This is a genomic window from Erythrobacter sp., assembly GCF_011765465.1.
In the GTDB taxonomy this organism is placed as follows: Bacteria; Pseudomonadota; Alphaproteobacteria; order Sphingomonadales; family Sphingomonadaceae; genus Erythrobacter.
This window is the reverse complement of the sequence record NZ_CP050265.1, coordinates 1107482-1124994: the sequence shown is the minus strand read 5'-3', so window position 1 is coordinate 1124994 and position 17513 is coordinate 1107482. Positions and strand designations below refer to the sequence as shown.

The window sequence follows — 17513 nt, the reverse complement described above, 5'->3', positions numbered from 1 at the left end:
GATCAGGGATGAGGGGGCGCCCGCCGTGCGGCGGGCGCTCCCTTTCGCTTGGTGACAGCAAAGGCGCAGGACGCTAGCGGCTGTGCATGATGTCCCCGCGCTTTTCCTTCACCCTCCACGCGACAGACGGCAAGGCCCGCACCGGCACGATTGCCATGCTGCGCGGCGAAATCCGCACGCCCGCCTTCATGCCCGTGGGCACGGCCGCGACGGTCAAGGCGATGAAGCCCGAGGCGGTGCGCGCGACCGGGGCCGACATCATTCTCGGCAACACCTACCACCTGATGCTGCGCCCCGGCGCGGAGCGAGTCGCGCGACTTGGGGGGCTGCACAAATTCATGAACTGGCAGCGCCCGATCCTCACGGACAGCGGCGGCTACCAGGTGATGAGCCTGTCGGACCTGCGCAAGCTGACCGAGGAAGGCGTCGAATTCCGCAGCCACCTCGACGGGTCGAAGCATATGCTCACCCCGGAACGCAGCATGGAAATCCAGCGCCTGCTGGGCTCCGACATCGTCATGGCCTTCGACGAATGCCCGCGCGCCGACCGCCCGCGGGACGAGATCGCGGCGAGCATGGAAATGTCGATGCGCTGGGCGAAGAGGAGCCGCCAGGGCTTCGACGCGGGCGAGGAACACGCTAGCCGCGCTGCGCTGTTCGGCATCCAGCAGGGCGCCCTCGACGAACATCTGCGCCGCGTCTCGGCCGAGAAGCTCATCGACATCGGCTTCGACGGATACGCGGTCGGCGGTCTCGCCGTGGGCGAGGGGCAGAAGGCGATGTTCGGCGTGCTCGACTATGCGCCCGGCCAGCTTCCCGAAAACGCCCCGCGCTACCTCATGGGCGTGGGCAAGCCAGACGACCTCGTCGGTGCGGTCGAGCGGGGCATCGATATGTTCGACTGCGTGCTGCCGACCCGCTCGGGCCGTAACGGGCAAGCCTTCACGTGGGAGGGGCCGCTCAACCTGCGCAATGCTCGCCATGCCGAGGACACCGGGCCGCTCGATGAACGCTGCACCTGCCCGACCTGCGCGACCTATAGCCGTGCCTATCTCCACCATCTCCACAAATCGGGCGAGATATTGGGCGCGGTATTGGTGACCGAGCACAACCTCGCCTTCTACCAGCAGCTGATGCAGGCGATGCGCGTAGCGATCGGGGAGGGGCGCTTCGCCGCCTTCGCAAGCGACTTCCGGCGGGATTACTGCAAGACCTAGGCTTTACTTGTCCGCCTCGCCCGATATGTTCGCCCCAAGTCGCAAACGGGGGCAAACACATGAAATCTATGGTCAAAGGCTTCTCCGGCCTTCTCGCCGGCGCGGCGCTCTGCGCGCTCGCCGTTCCCGCAACCGCGCAGGGCGTACAGACCGCCGAAGCGGGCGCGAAGGGCGAGCTCGAAAAGACCGCCGAACGCTTCGGTATTCGCGCCTCGGTCCTCGACATCAGCCTGTCCCCTTCTGGCCGGAAGCTCGCCTGGATCGCGCCCGGGCCCAATCACACCGAGGTGCTGCGGGTCTACGACCTCGACAGTGACGAAGGCATCCAGACCATCGCCGGCAACACCGAGATCATCGCCGACCTGGCGCGCTGCGAATGGGCGACCGAGGCACGCATTGTGTGCCAGATATACGGCATGGCGAAGACCGGGGACGGCCTGCTTTTGCCCTTCACCCGGATGTTCGCGATCGACGACGACGGCTCTGATGCCGACCAGCTGACCGAGCGGCAGGACTGGCGCGCGCTGGGCTTCAACCAGGACGGGGGCAATATCGTCGCGCTCGACGTGGAGGGCGAGCCGGGTCAGATCCTGATGACGCGCGAGTGGATCAAGGAGACGAGCATCAACACCCGCCTCGCCAACGACCGCGAGGGGCTCGGGGTCGACCGGATCGACATCGAAAGCGGCAAGCGCAAGGTGGAAGAACAGCCCGACGACGGCGCGGTGTCCTACCTCGCCGACGAGAACGGCGCGGTCCGGTTCAAGACCCGCGCCCTGTTCGACGGGCGCGGCTATGCCACGGGCGATCGGGTCCACATGGTCCGCCGGAAGGGCGAGGAGAGCTGGGAGAAGCTTGACGGCGTGACGCTCGGCGGGGCCTCGGTTCCCGGTTTTTCGCCGGTCGCGGTGGATGGGCAGCGCGATGTCCTGTTCGCCTATGTGACGATCAACGGCTACCGCGCGCTGATCGAAATACCGCTCACAGGCGTGCCCGAGGCGCGCATTCTCGCCGCGCGCGACGACGCGGATGTCGACGGTCTCATCCGCATCGGCCGCCAGCGCCGGGTCGTGGGTGTGAGCTATGCGACCGAGAAGCGCGACGTCGAATATTTCGACGAGGAACTGGCGAAGTTCGCCGCCGCGCTCGCCAAGGCGTTGCCGAACCAGCCGCTGATCGACATTGCGGGCGCGAGCGCGGACGAGAGCCGCCTGCTCGTCATCGCTTCCTCCGACACCGACCCGGGCACGATCTATCTCTACGACAAGGGCAGCCGCCAGCTCGAGGAACTTCTCGCCTTGCGCGAATTCCTCGTCGGCGTGCCGATGGGGCCAATGCGGCCCGTGACCTTCCCCGCCGCCGACGGGACCGAGATACCGGGCTACCTCACCCTGCCGCCGGGTTCGGACGGCAAGGGCCTGCCCGCTATCGTCCTGCCTCATGGCGGCCCGGCGGCGCGCGATTACTGGGGCTTTGACTGGCTGGTGCAATTCTTCACCGCCCTCGGCTATGCCGTCCTCCAGCCCAATTACCGCGGCTCGGCGGGCTATGGCGAGGCGTGGTTCGGGCGCAACGGCTACCAAGCGTGGGACGTGGCGATAGGCGACGTCAACGACGCGGGGCGCTGGATGGTCTCCCAGGGCATTGCCGACCCCGAACGGCTCGCCATCGTGGGCTGGTCCTACGGCGGTTATGCCGCGCTGCAATCGCAGGTGGTCGATCCCGACCTCTACAAGGCTGTGGTTGCGATCGCGCCTGTCACCGACCTTGAATTCCTGCGCGACGAGGCGCGGCGCTACACCGGCTTTCGCGCGCGCGACGAGCAGCTCGGCACCGGCCCGCACATCGCTGCGGGCAGCCCGCAGCGCCACGCGGATCGTTTCAAGTCCCCGGTCGCGCTGTTCCACGGCACGCTCGACGTGAATGTCTCGGTGCGCCATTCGCGGGCCATGGCCGACGCGCTCAAGGACGTGGGCAAGCCGGTTTCCTACACCGAGTTCGAGGATCTCGAGCACAGCCTCGACGACAGCAAGGCCCGCGCCGAGATGCTGGCCGGGATCGCCCGCTTCCTCGACGACGCCTTCGCCCGCTAGCCTCTCGACAAACGCGCCGCTTCGGGCCAAGGCCCACGCCATGACAGACGTGCCAGCCAAGCCGCCCGAGGACTGCGAAACCATGATCGAGGTGCGCGTCGGCGTCGATGCGACCGACCGCGAACTGATGGCGCTGCTCGACCGCCGCTTCGGCTATATGCGCGCCGCCGCGCGGATCAAGCAGGAGCGCGGCGCCGTGCGCGACGAGGCGCGCAAGGCTCATGTCATTGCCGCAGCGGTCAAGGACGCCGAGACGCGCGGGCTTCCGGCGGACGTGATCGCGGACCTGTGGGAACGGCTCGTCGAAGGCTCGATCGCTTACGAATTCGTCGAGTGGGACCGGATCAGGAACTGACCTTTTCGCGCTCGAGGAAATCGGGAAGCCGCGCTTTCTTCTCCTCCGGCTTCTTCTGGCGGATCGACCCGGCGAGCTTCGCGATCCGCTTTTCCCACCCGGCGAGCCGTTTTGCGGCCTGCTTTTCATCGCACGGACCGAGCGCGAGGAAGCGCACCGGGGCAAAGCCGCAGAAGCCGAGCACCTGCCCCTTCCAGCGGCGCACCAGCGGATTGCCGTAATACCAGCGCAGCACGAAGGGCGGGGTGTCCATCGTGGCGATGACATCGGCGCTGCGGCCCGCCATCAGCTTGTCCCACCACGGGTCGTCGTCGTGATAGGCGAAGGTGAATCCGGGCAGGAACAGGCGGTCGACGAGGCCCTTCAGCTCCGCCGGTTCGCTCCCCCACCACATCGGGAAGGCGACCACGAGATGATCGCAGGCGTCGAGCGCTTCGGCGAGCCGGGCGAGGTCGGGCTCCCACTCGGTGCGCTGGCGGTAGCCGTGGCGCAGCACCGGCGAGAACGCGAGGTCGCGCACGGCCATGCGCGTTATCTCGCAGCCGGCGGGCAGGGCACGTGCGTAGATGTCGAGCAGATGGGTCGTGAGGCGACCCTCATCCGGGTGGCCGTCGATCAGCAGGACGTTCATCGGTTGGCGATCCCCCTTCGCGCGGAGTGATCGCAAAAGGGCGCGCAAAAGAAAAGGGCGGCCCTGAAAGGACCGCCCCGTTTCTCGTCACAGTCGACGCAACATCAGCGCGAATAGAACTCGACCACGAGGTTCGGTTCCATGGTGACCGGATAGGGCACCTCGTCGAGCTTGGGCACGCGGGTGAAGGTCACCTTGTCGGTGCCGTCGGGCGCGACGTAGTCGGGAATGTCGCGTTCGGGCAGGCTCTGCGCCTCGATCACCAGCGCCATTTCCTTGGCCTTGCTGCCCAGGCTGATGACATCGCCCACGTCGACGCGGCGCGAGGGGATGTTGCACTTCACGCCATTGACGTAGATGTGGCCGTGGTTGACGATCTGGCGCGCGGCGAAGATCGTCGGGGCGAACTTGGCGCGGTAGACGATCATGTCGAGACGGCGCTCGAGCAGGCCGATGAGGTTCTGGCCGGTGTCGCCCTTCATCCGGGCGGCAGCCTTGTAGGTCGAGTGGAACTGCTTTTCGGTGACGTCGCCGTAATAGCCCTTGAGCTTCTGCTTGGCGCGCAGCTGCAGGCCGAAGTCGCTCATCTTGCCCTTGCGGCGCTGGCCGTGCTGACCGGGGCCGTAGGAACGCTTGTTGACGGGAGAATTCGGGCGACCCCAGATGTTTTCGCCCATCCGGCGGTCGAGCTTGTACTTGGCGCTCTTGCGCTTCGACATGAGTCGTTTCCTTCAAATATGCTGAGCGACCCCAATGGCCGCCATCCAACCCGGCATCGCACCGTCGAGGCGAAATCCACGACGCGGCCACCGCTTCACCGGGGTGCGGGGCCCATTTGCGAAGGCGCGCAGTTAGAGGGGAAAGGCCCCGCGGTCAAGCGAGAAGCGCGCGCGTGCGTCAGCGGCGCTGGTTGAGCTCGCGCCATTCCTCCGCGGTCAGGCACACCCGGGTCTTGCGGCGACTCGACATATCGGTCCTGATACGGCGGCAGATGCGCTTGTCTTCCTTGGCCTCGGTCTTGGCATCGGATGCGGCCTCGTCCTGCTCTCCCGCGGTTTCGGCCTCGACCTTCTCCTCCTGCGGATCGGCGGCGGAAACAGCGGGCGCTGCAATAAGAGCGCAGGCGGCGAACGCCGCGAAGCGGGCGGGGGCGAGGTTCATAAGGATTTTCCGTGAGTTGCGACGAAGTGTGGGCGAGGCTCCGCGTGTAACGGCAGGCCCGGCCCGTGTCCACGCCGTTCCGGCCCTTCGCTGCGCTATTGCCTCGGTTCGCGTTCGAGCGTGCTCAATATGCCGCGCAGGGTGCGCACCTCGAGATGGTTCCAGCCCGGCTTGGTCAGCACGGTGCGCAGGGTCCGGCGGGTGGCCTCGGCGCGGGTTTCGGGGAGGAAATAGCCTCTGGGCTCCAGCAAACGCTCGAAATGCGCGATGAGGCCGTCGAGTTCGTCCTGTGGGGCGGGGGGGAGAGCATCCTCCGCGGTGGGCTGCACCAGCGTCTCCTCGCCCGCGCCCAGCTCGCGCCCGATCCTCGACCATTCATAGGCGACGAGAATCACCGCCTGCGCGAGGTTCAATGAACCGAATTCCGGATTGATCGGGACGGTGAGGATGTGCCGTGCGAGCGCGACATCTTCCGTTTCGAGGCCCGATCGTTCGGGGCCGAACAGGACGGCATGGCGGCCTTCCTGCCCGTGGATCAGCCGAGCCGCCCCGTCCGCGCCGACCACCGGCTTGGTCACGCCGCGTTTCCTGACCGTCGTGGCATAGACATGGGCGCAGTCGGCGACCGCCTCGGCGGTGGTGTCGTAGACCTTCGCGCGATCGAGAACCACGTCTGCCCCCGCCGCCGCCGGGCCTGCCGAAGGGTTCGGCCAGCCGTCGCGCGGGGCGACAAGGCGCAGTTCGGTCAGCCCGAAATTGAGCATGGCGCGCGCCGCCTTGCCGATATTCTCGCCCAGCTGCGGACGGACCAGCACCATGACCGGCCGGTTGACTTCGCTCATGCCCGCCTATTCCTTCGCCGCTTCCTGCACCGTGCTGGCGAATTCCTCGAAATCGCGCGCCTCGGAGAAATCGCGGTAGACGCTGGCGAAGCGGATGTAGGCGACGGAATCGATCTGCCTCAGGCCATCCATCACCAGTTCGCCGATCTTCGAGGAGGGCACTTCGGCATCGCCCGCGGTTTCGACCTGGCGCTGGATGCCGCTTACCAGCTGATCGATCTGTTCCTGTTCTATTCCCCGCTTGCGGCAGGCAAGCGCGACCGAGCGTTCGAGCTTTGCCCGGTCGAAGGGTTCGCGCCTTTGCGGCCCGCCGTCGGTCCCGGCCTTGACGATGGTGACATCGCGCAGCTGGACGCGCTCGAAAGTGGTGAAGCGCGCGCCGCACTGGGCGCATTGGCGTCGGCGGCGGATTGCGGTCCCGTCCTCGGCGGGCCGCGAATCCTTCACCTGCGTGTCTTCATGGGCGCAGAAGGGGCAGCGCATTTTCTCGTGTCGTTCTCAGGCGTGCCCGCAGGCGTCACATTCCGGGATAGACCGGGAAGGTCTTGCACAATTCGCTCACGCGCGAGCGCACGCTCTCCTCGACCTGTGCATCGCCTTCGGGGCCGTTCTTGGCGAGGCCGTCGACGACCTCGGCGATCAGGGCGCCCACGGTGCGGAATTCGGCCGGGCCGAAGCCGCGGGTCGTGCCGGCGGGGGTGCCGAGCCGGATGCCGGAGGTCACGAAGGGCGAGCGCGTGTCGAACGGGATGCCGTTCTTGTTGCAGGTGAGCCACGCGCGGTCGAGGCCCTTTTCCGCGTCCTTGCCGGTCACGTCCTTGGCCGACAGGTCGACCAGCATCGAATGGTTGTCCGTCCCGCCCGAGACGATGCGCAGGCCGTTTTCTTCGAGGCTCGCCGCGAGCGCGCGGGCGTTTTCCACGATGCGGTGCGCATAGGCTTTGAATTCAGGCTGCAAAGCCTCGCGCAAAGCGACCGCCTTGGCCGCGACGACGTGCATCAGCGGGCCGCCCTGCAGGCCGGGAAACACCGCCATGTTGAGCGGTTTGGTGTATTTCTCGTCATTCCACAGGATGATGCCCGAACGCGGACCGCGCAGGCTCTTGTGGGTGGTCGAGGTAACGATGTCGCAATGCGGGAAGGGCGAGGGATGCGCGCCCCCTGCCACAAGGCCGGAGATGTGGCTCATATCGCACAGCAGGATCGCGCCCACTTCGTCCGCGATTCGGCGGAAGGCGGCGAAGTCCCAGGTCCGCGAATAGGCCGTGCCGCCGCAGATAATGAGCTTGGGGCTATGTTCGCGCGCGATGGCGGCGACCTCGTCCATGTCGATCAGTTCATCGCCCTCGCGCACGCCGTAGCTGACGGGATTGAACCACTTGCCGCTCATGTTGACGGGCGAGCCGTGGGTGAGGTGGCCGCCCGAATTGAGATCGAGCCCCATGAAAGTGTCGCCGGGCTGGAGCAGGGCGAGGAACACCGCCTGGTTCATCTGCGAGCCGGAATTGGGCTGAACATTGGCGAAATTGCACCCGAAGAGTTCCTTCGCGCGCTCGATCGCCAGGGTTTCGACCACGTCGGCATAGTCGCAGCCGCCATAGTAACGCTTGCCCGGATAGCCCTCGGCATACTTGTTGGTGAAGACGCTGCCCGTCGCTTCGAGTACGGCGCGGCTCGCGATGTTTTCCGACGCGATGAGCTCTATCTTGTCGCGCTGGCGACCCAGTTCCTTGGCGATCGCCGCGGCGATTTCCGGGTCGGCGGTGGCGAGATCGTCGTTCCAGAACGCGTCCATGTCGGGCGTGTCGACGATTTCAGCGGGAGCGGTGCTCATATGGGCCTCCTTGGGGGGCTTGAGGTACGCCAGTCTCGGGGCGGCGTTACTGGTGGGTTTCGATGCGGTCCTGCGCGAAGGGTGGAATGCCGAGCTTCGCCACGCGGCGGCGGTGGCGGCCTTCGGGCTCGTCGGCATCGGCGAATTCGGTCGCGAGGAAGGTCGCAATGCAGCTCTTCGCCATTTCGATCCCGATCAGCCGCGCGCCCAGCGCGATAACGTTCGCATCATTATGGTCCCGCGCAAGCGCGGCGGAAAGCGGTTCCGACACATTGGCGCAGCGCACCTGCGGGTGGCGGTTGCAGCTCATCGCAATGCCGATGCCCGAACCGCACAGCGCGATGCCGTAATCGACCGTGCCCTCGGCGACGACCTCGGCCAGCTTGTAGCCGTAATCGGGATAGTCGACGCTCTCACCCCTGTCGGGGCCGAGATCGGCGACTTCGTGGCCTTCGTCGATCAACCACTCGGCAAGCTGGGCCTTGAGGTCGGTCGCGGCGTGGTCGGAAGCAATGGCGATGCGCATGGGCGCTTACATAGAGACACTCGCGCCAACACTCCACCCCGCGCGCGGCTTTTTCACCCCGTCCGGCGCGGATTAATCGGAACGGTCTTGCAGCGGTTGCGGGGAGGGGTTGCGCCGGTTTGCAGAAAGTGCACTTAGTTCGCCGCCCGCACCTCTCCCCGTTCCGGTCAATCCCATGCGAAACCGCCCCGCTAAGCTCGTCCTTTTCGCGCTTGCCTTCGCCGCATTGGCGATGCTCGCGCCCGCACCGCTTTGGGCACAGAAAGGGCGCGAACCCGACGAAATAAGCAGGGCCGGTGCGCTGAAGGAGGGCACGGGAGCGATCATCATCTCGATCAGGAGTGAGCTCTACCTGCTCGACGAGCTCAGCGTGTGGTTCGTGCGGGAAGGCGGAAGTAAGGACAACCCGGCCGACCTCGTCCGCTTCACCCGCAGCCAGCCTGCGCTCGCCTTCGGCAACAGGACGACGAAATACAAGGTGCGCGCCTACCAGCTTCCCGCCGGACGCTGGCGGCTCGCCGGACACGGGGTGCGCTGCGAAAAGGTGCCCGCGCCCGACGAACGCTGCCTTGTCGACGTGAAGGTGCTCGGGATAGGCGAGACGGTGAGCTTTCCCTCGCGCGGCTATGGCGAAGACGCGCCGGTGTTCGAGGTGCGCGAGGGCGCGCTGACCGATGCGGGCGACTGGGGTCTGACGGCAAGGAATACCATCGAATGGTCGCCGATCCCGCCGGACCAAGCGCGCAAGGCGCTGCGCCGGCTTTCGTCCCTGTCTGCGGGGCCGAAGGTCGAGGTGTCGGAGGACTATCGGCTCAAATACGGCCTGTTTCCGCGCAGCTACGACGACGACAAGAACCGGCGCTATTGAGAGGCGAGGGCCATGGAACTTCGCATTCGCCCGGTCGTGCAGGTCGCGCTCGCCATCGCGCTGATGGCGGGGATAGGCCGGATCGCGCCCGCGCCCGCGGTTGAGTTGTCGTGGCTGACCGCAGTGCTGGCGACCGGGTCGCTCGCCTTCCTCTTCGCCCCCGCCGTCCGGTTTTCGCGTGAGAAGACGACCGTGGACCCGGTGCACCCGGAACGCGCCGAGCGCCTCGTGACCGGCGGGCTCTACCGCGTTTCGCGCAATCCCATGTATGTCGGCATGGCGCTGCTGCTGGGCGCGGTCGCGGCGTGGGGTTTCGCGTGGGGCCACCTTGCGGTGATCGCGCTGTTTATCTGGTGGATGACGCGCTTCCATATCATCCCCGAAGAACGCGCGCTGGAGGCGCGCTTCGGTGAGGAATACCGCGACTACAAGGCGAATGTCCGCCGCTGGGTGTAAGGCGCTTTAGCGGGCGAAAACCCTGAGCGTGTCCTATCCGGGATCGGCCCGACTATAACGCCTCGCCCAGCGCTTCGAGATGGGCCTCGGACAGGTAGACGATATTCTTCGCACCCGTGCTGCCCCGCACAAGCCGGTGGCCGTCATATCGATACGGCGAAAGGCCTGCGCTGGCGGCCATCTCGGTAAAGCGGGCGCTGGGCGCTTCGATGATCATGACCGGTCGGCATCGCCGCACCGTTTCGAGCCCGCCTGCCAGCACGGCATCCTCGAGACCTTGCACGTCCATCTTGATGATGTCCGGTTCGAATTCGAAGCTGTCCAGCGTGCGCACCTCGACCCTGCAGCGGGTAAGGGAGACATGGCGTTCGTCATAGCGCGCGATCATGCGGTCGTTGAGTAAAGCGAGCGCCGCCGTCTCATTGAGCGAGGCGAGCCCATCGTAGGTGAAATTGCGATAGGACGGCACATACAAGTCCAGCCGATCCGGCTTCTCGCCGAGGCCAACGGGCTTGATCGTGACCGATTCGAGTGTGCCGAATCTCTCTTCCAGACCGCGCACGAGGACCGGGTTCGGCTCGAAAGTGACGATGCGTCGGGGCCGTGCATGGCGTTTCAGCGCCAGGATGCTTTGTCCGCGATTGCCACCGATGTCGAGCGCAAGTCCTGCGGCCGGGAGACGCGAAAGCAGCTTGAATTCCGGATCCACGAACAGCCCGGCATAGCGCGTGCCCGCATTGTAGAACGCGAATTTCGCATCGATCAGCCACGGAGCATATGTCTGAACATCGGGTAACTGGCGTTTCATGGCGTCTTTCAAGCGCGGCATTTGCCCTCCTCCAGCCTGGCCGTGCAGGTTACTGGTCCAGAAATGAGCGCATCTTGCGGCTGCGGCTCGGGTGCTTGAGCTTTCTCAGCGCCTTCGCCTCGATCTGGCGGATGCGTTCGCGCGTCACCGAGAACTGCTGGCCGACTTCCTCGAGCGTGTGGTCGGTGTTCATCCCGATGCCGAAGCGCATCCGCAGCACGCGCTCCTCGCGCGGGGTGAGGCTGGCGAGGACGCGCGTGACGGTTTCCTTGAGGTTCGCCTGGATCGCGGCGTCCACCGGGATGACCGCGTTCTTGTCCTCGATGAAATCGCCGAGGTGCGAATCCTCCTCGTCACCGATCGGCGTTTCGAGGCTGATCGGCTCCTTGGCGATCTTCATCACCTTGCGCACCTTTTCGAGCGGCATGGAAAGCCGCGCGGCCATTTCCTCCGGCGTCGGCTCGCGGCCTTCCTCGTGGAGGAACTGGCGGCTCGTGCGCACCAGCTTGTTGATCGTCTCGATCATGTGGACCGGAATGCGGATCGTGCGCGCCTGGTCGGCGATCGAGCGGGTGATCGCCTGCCGGATCCACCACGTCGCGTAAGTCGAGAACTTGTAGCCGCGGCGGTATTCGAACTTGTCGACCGCCTTCATCAACCCGATGTTCCCTTCCTGGATCAGGTCGAGGAATTGCAGGCCGCGGTTGGTGTATTTTTTGGCGATGGAGATGACGAGGCGCAGGTTCGCCTCGACCATTTCCTTCTTGGCGATGCGCGCCTCGCGCTCGCCCTTCTGCACCATGTTGACGATGCGCCGGAATTCGGGGAGCGCCATGCCGGTCTGCGCGGCGATGTCGGTGATCTCGCTGCGGATGCGCTCGATCGCGTCGGCCTCTTTCTCGAGGAAGGCCGCCCACTTCTTGTCCTTCTTCGCGCGTTCCTTGATCCAGCCGTCGTCGAGTTCGTTGCCGACATAGCCGTTGAGGAAATCGATCCGCTTGATCTTGTGACGCTCGGCAAGGCGCAGCATCTGGCCGCCCAGCGCGGTCAGGCGGCGGTTGAAGGCGTAGAGGTTGTCGACCAGGAATTCGATCTTGGTCGCGTGGAACTGCATGGATTCCACTTCCGCAGTGAGCTGTTCGCCCAGTTCCTCGTACTTCTTCTCCTTGGCCTTGGGGAAATCGCCGCCCGCGGCGAGCGTTTCGACCCGTTCGGCCTGGAGCTTCTCGAAGTCCTTGAACAACTTGGTGATGCGGGCGAAGCGTTCGATCGCTTCCGGCTTCAGCGCGGCTTCCATCTGGGCGAGGGAGAGGGTGTTGTCCTCCTCGTCATCGTCCTCGCGCTTGGACGAGCCGCCTTCGCCGTCCTCGTCCTCGCTGCTTTCGTCTTCGCTGTCGTCTTCGTCGTCGTCGCGGATCGTGGGGCCGGCGGTTTCCTCGGAGATTTCGCCGTCGTCATCGTCGTCGGCATCCTCGGCCATCTTGTCGGCCGGCGGCTCCTTCGACAGCATCGCGTCGAGATCGAGGATCTCGCGCAGCTGCATATCCTCGTTGTTGAGCGCTTCGGACCACTGGATGATCGCATGGAAGGTGATCGGGCTTTCGCACAGGCCCATGATCATCATGTCGCGCCCCGCCTCGATCCGCTTGGCGATGGCAATTTCGCCCTCGCGGCTGAGGAGTTCGACCGCGCCCATTTCGCGCAGGTACATCCGCACCGGGTCGTCGGTGCGTTCGCCGCCGGTGGTCTTCTTGGCGGCGGTCTTGGTGTCCTTCTTGGCCTTCTTGGCGTCGGCGTCCTCGTCGTCGTCCTCGCCGACGGTCATTTCCTCGACTTCGGCCTCGGCCTCGGCCTCGGCTTCGGCCTCCTCGTCGTTTTCGACGATCTGGACCCCCATCTCGGAAAGCGCGGTCTGGATGTCCTCGATCTGGTCGGGGCTCATCTCGCCCGAAGGCAGCGCCTCGTTGAGCTCGTCATAGGTGACGTAGCCCTTTTTCTTCGCCTTGCTGATGAGCTTCTTCACCGACGCCTCGTTGAGGTCGATCAGCGGGGCGTCATCGGTTTCGGGGGTTTTCGCGGAGGAAGCCATGCGGTTCTGTCAATCCATTTCGCCCGTGGCGGAATTCGGGTGATCCCCTGCCGCCGGAGCCGTTTCGTCCGATCCCCCTGCCGGAGCGCCTGCCGAAGCGCCTGCCGATCCGGGGGTGTCCCTGTCTGCCGCCGGAGCGGCTTTCCTGCGCCCGAAGGCTTTCAGGCGTTCATCGACTGTCGTGAGCTGTTCGCGCAGGCGCGCCTGTTCGGCGAACGACCCTTCCGGGTCGCTGTCGAAACGGGCGATCGTGGCCGCCAGTGCGGCCTCCAGCGCCGGTCTTTCGACCAGCAACGCGACAGCTTCGGCCAGTTCCTCGCGCGCTTCGTCCGGTGTGGTCCCTTCTCTGAGGAAGGCGTAGCGATTGTCGACCGGCGGGGCGGGAATGCCTTGCGGTGGGGATATGGCGTTTGGGGCGCGCGAATCAAGCGTTTCGGACAGTTCGATGAGCGATTCGATTGCGGGTGCGGCTTTCGGGTCATGCCGAGCGAGCCGCGACAGCGCTTCGACATGGGGCGCGATGCACTGCGGATGGCGCAGGAATCCGGCCAGCACCGCATCGAGCAAGGCGCTGCGCGCGCCCCCTGCGGCAAGCTTCCCGAGCGCCTCGCGCGCGCCCGGCGAAAGCGGGGCGATGACGGGCCGCGCGCCCTGCCAGCCGCCCCGCTGGACCCCGCGGCCCTGCCGGCGAGCGCTGCGCGGCGGATAGGCATACGCGGAAAAGCGGTCGAGCAGCTCGCGTCGGTAGAGCGCGCGGATGTCGCTGTCGGCGATTGTTTCGACGTGCTCCATCAGCCGCGCCTTCAGTCCTGCCTTGGCCTCGGGCGTGGAAAGCGGGGCGGCATCGCGCTCGTACTCCCACAGCGTGTCGAGCAGGCTGGCAGGCTCGGCGAGCAGCGCCTCCATCGCCCCGGCGCCTTTCTCCCTGATAAGGTCGTCCGGGTCGAGCCCTGCGGGCAGCCGCACGATGCCGAGCGTGCGCGCCGGGCGCAGCAGCGGCAGGGCGCGCCCGATCGCCCGCATCGCCGCCTTGTGCCCGGCCGCATCGCCGTCGAAGCACAGCACGGGCCGCTCGACCATGCGCCAGAGCATTTCGAGTTGCGTCTCGGTCAGCGCCGTGCCGAGCGGGGCGACCGCGTCGGCAAAGCCCGCCTGTGCCAGCGCGACCACGTCCATGTAGCCCTCGACCACGATCACCCGGCCCGACTGGCGCGAGGCCGGCGCGGCGCGATGGAGGTTGTAGAGCGTGCGTCCCTTGTCGAAGAGCGGCGTGTCGGGGCTGTTGAGATACTTGGCGACCCCGTCCCGCTTGTTTAGAATGCGCCCGCCGAAAGCGATTACCCGGCCGCGCGCATCATGGATCGGCAACATGACCCGGCCCCGGAAGCGGTCGTAGGTGGACCCGTCATCGGTCTTGATCCGCATACCGGTCTCGACCAGCATCGCCTCGTCGAAGCGCGACAGCGCGCGGGCGAGCGCCTGCTTGTCCTCGGGCGCATAGCCGAAGCCGAATTCGCGCAAGGTAGCGCCCGAAAACCCGCGCCCCTTGAGGTAGTCCAGCGCCGCGCGGCCCTCGTCACTCGAAAGCTGGGCCACGAACCAGTCCTGCGCCGCGGTGGTCACATCGACGAGGCTTGCGCGCTGCTCGGCTTTCTTCGCCGCGACCGGGTCGGGCGCGGGAACCTCCATCCCGGCCTCGGCGGCGAGTTCCTTGATCGCGTCCATGAAGGACAGCCCGCGCTGCTCGATCATCCAGCTGATGACGTCGCCATGCGCCCCGCAGCCGAAGCAGTGGTAGAAGCCCTTGTCGTCGCTGACGGTGAAGCTCGGCGTATTCTCCGAATGGAAGGGACAGCACGCCTTCCACTCGCGCCCCGCCTTGGTGAGCTTGGTGGTGCGCTGGATCACGCTCGAAAGAGTGATCCGCGCCCGCAGCTCGTCCTTCCATTGCGGGGTGATGGTCATGCCGAAAGAGTGCGCGGGTTCACGCCCGCGATCAAGCGCGCGAGCGCAACTGCCTGTGCGGAAAGTCTCAGCTCAGCGATTGTTTGACCAGGCCGCTCGCCATCTTGCCGTCGAGCACCGCGCCGTGGCGCTTCTTGAGCTCGCCCATGACCGCGCCCATGTCCTTCATGCCGGAGGCTCCGGTTTCCGCCTTGATCGTTTGAATCGCCGCCTTGACCTCCTCCTCGCTCATCATCTGCGGCAGGAATTCCTCGATCACGGCGAGCTCCGCTTTTTCCTTCTCAGCGAGTTCGGTGCGCCCGCCGCTCTCGTACATCTCGATCGATTCGCGCCGCTGCTTCGCCATCTTCTGCAGCACGCCGGTGACGAGTTCGTCGTCGTCCACCTGCTTCTCGCTGGTCCGCATCTCGATGTCGCGGTCCTTGATCTTGGCGGCGATCTGGCGGAGCGTCGCGGTGCGGTCCTTGTCGCCGCCCTTCATCGCCTGCACGGTGGCGGTCTTGATGTCGTCCCTGATCATGTTCGATGTCGCTCGTATCTGTGGATGAGATGAATATGGGGTCGGGCCTATCGCATTGGAAGCGCCGCGCCTAGCTTGACGGCGTGCGCGCGTGGCCCTAGCGCATGGGACTTAGCACGCATTGTCGGTCAACCCTCTCGAACGGAGCGCCTCATGGCCCTTTCCGCCTCTTCGCCTGCGCAACCCAAAGGGGCGACGGGATGTATCGTTCTGGCCGATGGCACGGTCATCTGGGGGCGCGGTTTCGGTGCCGAGGGAAGCGCGGTAGGCGAGGTCTGCTTCAACACCGCGATGACGGGATACCAGGAGGTGATGACCGATCCCTCCTACGCTGCGCAGATCGTCACCTTCACCTTTCCGCATATCGGCAATGTCGGTGCCAATCCCGAGGACGTCGAAAGCCGCGTCGAGAGCGCGGTCGGCTGCGTCGTGCGCGAGGACGTGACCGAGCCGTCGAATTTCCGCAGCCTCGAACGCTTCACCGAATGGATGGAAGCCGCCGGCAAGATCGGGCTTTCCGGCGTCGACACCCGCGCGCTGACCCGCCGCATCCGCATGACCGGGGCGCCGAACGCGGTGATCGCGCATGATCCGGACGGCAAGTTCGACATTCCCGCTCTGGTCGGGCGCGCCCGCGAATGGGCGGGGCTGGAAGGCATGGACCTGGCCAGCCGCGTCTCCCGCGAAAAGCGCGAGGAATGGACCGGCGGGCACTGGCGGCTCGGCTTCGGCTATGGCGAGGCGACGTCGGAAAAGCCGCACGTGGTCGCGGTCGATTACGGGTCGAAGGACAATATTTTCCGCAACCTCGTGCGCGCCGGGGCGAAGGTCACGGTCGTGCCCGCCAAGGCGACGTTCGAGGAAATCATGGAGCTCGCCCCTGACGGCGTGTTCCTGTCGAACGGCCCGGGCGACCCGGCGGCGACGGGGGAATATGCCGTGCCGGTGATCCGGCAATTGCTCGAAGCGGACGTGCCGATCTTCGGCATCTGCCTCGGCCACCAGATGCTCGCGATCGCGGCGGGGGCCAAGACGGTGAAGATGCACCAGGGCCACCGCGGCGCGAACCATCCGGTGCAGCGCGTGGCGTTCGAAGAGGGTGGGGGCTGGGGCGAGACGTCGGGCCTCGTCGAGATCACCAGCATGAACCACGGCTTCGCGGTCGACGCGGCGACGCTGCCGCCCGAGGTCGAGCAGACCCACGTCTCCCTGTTCGACGGGACCAATTGCGGCATCGCGATCAAGGGCAAGCGGGCGTTCGGGGTGCAGTATCACCCTGAGGCAAGTCCGGGGCCGCAGGACAGCTTCTACCTGTTCGAGAAGTTCGTCGGGGGGCTGGGGTGAGAGAGGACTATATCCAACTTCTCCTCTGCAATTACATCCGAAGCTCTCAATTCGACCAGCTTGTGGGCGAAGGGTGGGTTCCCGAAGAGGATTTGGATCATATTCGACGGAATAGTATTATAAACGCATTTGATACTCTTGATTTTAAGGAAGATTCGCAGCCTTACCTTAGTTATTTTGATGAACTTTTTCAGGAATTGGTGTCTCGGGGCGGATTTAAAGTTGAGGGGGATGAACTTTCAGGAACCTGGTATCGTCTCAGCCCTGCAGCGAAGAACGGCGCCGTCGCAAAAATTCTCGAGCAAAACAGCGCTTCCAAAAGGATAAATAATCTCGGAGGGTCTGGTCCGGAGGCTCTCCGTCGAGCCATTGCGAAAATAATAGAGCGCGGCTTCAATGATGATGAAATCAATGAACCGCTTGATCGTGAAGTCCCCGCTTCCGATCGTGTAGTGCGTGTCAGCCACAACCAGCAGAAAATCATTGAGGAGCCGATCGAGGAGATTGTCGAACTTCTCGAACAAGAGAATTCTATCAATGGACAAGATGGCCTGCGAGAACTGGCCATTGGCCGACTGAAGGCTGGACGGGAGTTAATTCGTGCGGGAGTATTTTCGATCCAAAGTTTGCAACTGACGCTCGTTGTTGGTCTGCAAATGCTGATTGAGAAATACAAGGATCATGCGATTGGGGCCGTTGCTGGAAATCTTCTCGCGCTTGTTTTGAAGGAATTTGGGTTTTGATTAAGCTCGGGGCAGCCTTCTCTGCACTCTCGTTCTGCATTTCAGGTGGTGCGCTCGCCGC

The 17513-nt window shown here is 65.2% G+C and carries 18 protein-coding genes; 7 read left to right on the top strand and 11 right to left on the bottom strand.

Annotated elements, in window-relative coordinates:
* The first annotated feature begins 89 nt into the window (after window positions 1-89).
* Genes tgt through G9473_RS05415 form a run of 3 tightly spaced genes read left to right on the top strand, consistent with a single transcriptional unit; the run spans window position 90 to window position 3665 of the window.
* Entirely contained in the window at window positions 90-1217 is a 1128-nt protein-coding gene (gene tgt, locus G9473_RS05425; protein ID WP_291138241.1) for a tRNA guanosine(34) transglycosylase Tgt, read from the top strand.
* A 59-nt stretch (window positions 1218-1276) separates the two neighbouring features.
* Complete coding sequence (locus G9473_RS05420; RefSeq protein ID WP_291136922.1) at window positions 1277-3310, top strand: S9 family peptidase; 2034 nt, start codon at window positions 1277-1279, stop codon at window positions 3308-3310.
* Between the two features lie 40 nt (window positions 3311-3350).
* The gene (locus G9473_RS05415) at window positions 3351-3665 is read left to right on the top strand and encodes a chorismate mutase (RefSeq protein ID WP_291136920.1); all 315 of its coding nucleotides are present in this window, start codon (window positions 3351-3353) and stop codon (window positions 3663-3665) included.
* On the opposite strand, the gene G9473_RS05410 is transcribed toward G9473_RS05415, so the two are convergent.
* The 7 genes from G9473_RS05410 to G9473_RS05380 form a co-directional block, all read right to left on the bottom strand.
* Window positions 3655-4296, bottom strand: a complete 642-nt coding sequence (locus G9473_RS05410) for an NAD(P)H-dependent oxidoreductase (RefSeq protein ID WP_291136917.1) — start codon at window positions 4294-4296, stop codon at window positions 3655-3657. The genes G9473_RS05415 and G9473_RS05410 overlap by 11 nt on opposite strands.
* 104 nt (window positions 4297-4400) lie before the next feature.
* The gene (gene rpsD, locus G9473_RS05405; protein WP_291136914.1) at window positions 4401-5015 is read right to left on the bottom strand and encodes a 30S ribosomal protein S4; all 615 of its coding nucleotides are present in this window, start codon (window positions 5013-5015) and stop codon (window positions 4401-4403) included.
* A gap of 178 nt (window positions 5016-5193) precedes the next feature.
* Window positions 5194-5457, bottom strand: coding sequence for a hypothetical protein (locus G9473_RS05400; RefSeq protein ID WP_291136911.1), 264 nt, complete (start codon window positions 5455-5457; stop codon window positions 5194-5196).
* A gap of 95 nt (window positions 5458-5552) precedes the next feature.
* Window positions 5553-6299, bottom strand: a complete 747-nt coding sequence (locus G9473_RS05395) for an RNA methyltransferase (protein ID WP_291136908.1) — start codon at window positions 6297-6299, stop codon at window positions 5553-5555.
* 6 nt (window positions 6300-6305) lie between these two features.
* On the bottom strand, window positions 6306-6782 hold the full coding sequence (gene nrdR, locus G9473_RS05390; RefSeq protein WP_291136906.1) for a transcriptional regulator NrdR: 477 nt from the start codon (window positions 6780-6782) through the stop codon (window positions 6306-6308).
* 34 nt (window positions 6783-6816) lie between these two features.
* The gene (glyA, locus tag G9473_RS05385) at window positions 6817-8133 is read right to left on the bottom strand and encodes a serine hydroxymethyltransferase (RefSeq protein ID WP_291136904.1); all 1317 of its coding nucleotides are present in this window, start codon (window positions 8131-8133) and stop codon (window positions 6817-6819) included.
* A 46-nt stretch (window positions 8134-8179) separates the two neighbouring features.
* Window positions 8180-8659, bottom strand: a complete 480-nt coding sequence (locus G9473_RS05380; RefSeq protein ID WP_291136901.1) for an RpiB/LacA/LacB family sugar-phosphate isomerase — start codon at window positions 8657-8659, stop codon at window positions 8180-8182.
* Window positions 8660-8834: 175 nt separating this feature from the next.
* Between G9473_RS05380 and G9473_RS05375 the strand changes: the two genes are divergently transcribed.
* Together G9473_RS05375 and G9473_RS05370 are read left to right on the top strand one after the other, a co-directional pair.
* On the top strand, window positions 8835-9527 hold the full coding sequence (locus G9473_RS05375) for a hypothetical protein (RefSeq protein ID WP_291136898.1): 693 nt from the start codon (window positions 8835-8837) through the stop codon (window positions 9525-9527).
* A 12-nt stretch (window positions 9528-9539) separates the two neighbouring features.
* The gene (locus G9473_RS05370) at window positions 9540-9983 is read left to right on the top strand and encodes an isoprenylcysteine carboxylmethyltransferase family protein (protein WP_291136895.1); all 444 of its coding nucleotides are present in this window, start codon (window positions 9540-9542) and stop codon (window positions 9981-9983) included.
* Between the two features lie 52 nt (window positions 9984-10035).
* Here G9473_RS05370 and G9473_RS05365 read toward each other — a convergent pair whose 3' ends face one another.
* The 4 genes from G9473_RS05365 to G9473_RS05350 all read right to left on the bottom strand — a co-directional run bounded on the left by G9473_RS05365 (window position 10036) and on the right by G9473_RS05350 (window position 15365).
* Window positions 10036-10791, bottom strand: coding sequence for an FkbM family methyltransferase (locus G9473_RS05365; RefSeq protein WP_291136892.1), 756 nt, complete (start codon window positions 10789-10791; stop codon window positions 10036-10038).
* 49 nt (window positions 10792-10840) lie between these two features.
* The gene (gene rpoD / locus G9473_RS05360) at window positions 10841-12880 is read right to left on the bottom strand and encodes an RNA polymerase sigma factor RpoD (RefSeq protein ID WP_291136889.1); all 2040 of its coding nucleotides are present in this window, start codon (window positions 12878-12880) and stop codon (window positions 10841-10843) included.
* A gap of 9 nt (window positions 12881-12889) precedes the next feature.
* On the bottom strand, window positions 12890-14845 hold the full coding sequence (dnaG, locus tag G9473_RS05355; RefSeq protein ID WP_291136886.1) for a DNA primase: 1956 nt from the start codon (window positions 14843-14845) through the stop codon (window positions 12890-12892).
* A 67-nt stretch (window positions 14846-14912) separates the two neighbouring features.
* Window positions 14913-15365, bottom strand: coding sequence for a GatB/YqeY domain-containing protein (locus G9473_RS05350; protein WP_291136883.1), 453 nt, complete (start codon window positions 15363-15365; stop codon window positions 14913-14915).
* 153 nt (window positions 15366-15518) lie between these two features.
* On the opposite strand from G9473_RS05350, the gene carA reads away from it, so the two are divergent.
* Window positions 15519-16709, top strand: a complete 1191-nt coding sequence (gene carA, locus G9473_RS05345) for a glutamine-hydrolyzing carbamoyl-phosphate synthase small subunit (protein WP_291136880.1) — start codon at window positions 15519-15521, stop codon at window positions 16707-16709.
* Window positions 16706-17452 carry a hypothetical protein gene (locus G9473_RS05340; RefSeq protein WP_291136877.1) on the top strand — a complete coding sequence of 249 codons (747 nt, stop codon included), beginning with the start codon at window positions 16706-16708 and terminating at the stop codon, window positions 17450-17452. Before carA ends, G9473_RS05340 begins: the two co-directional genes overlap by 4 nt.
* Window positions 17453-17513: the final 61 nt, after the last annotated feature.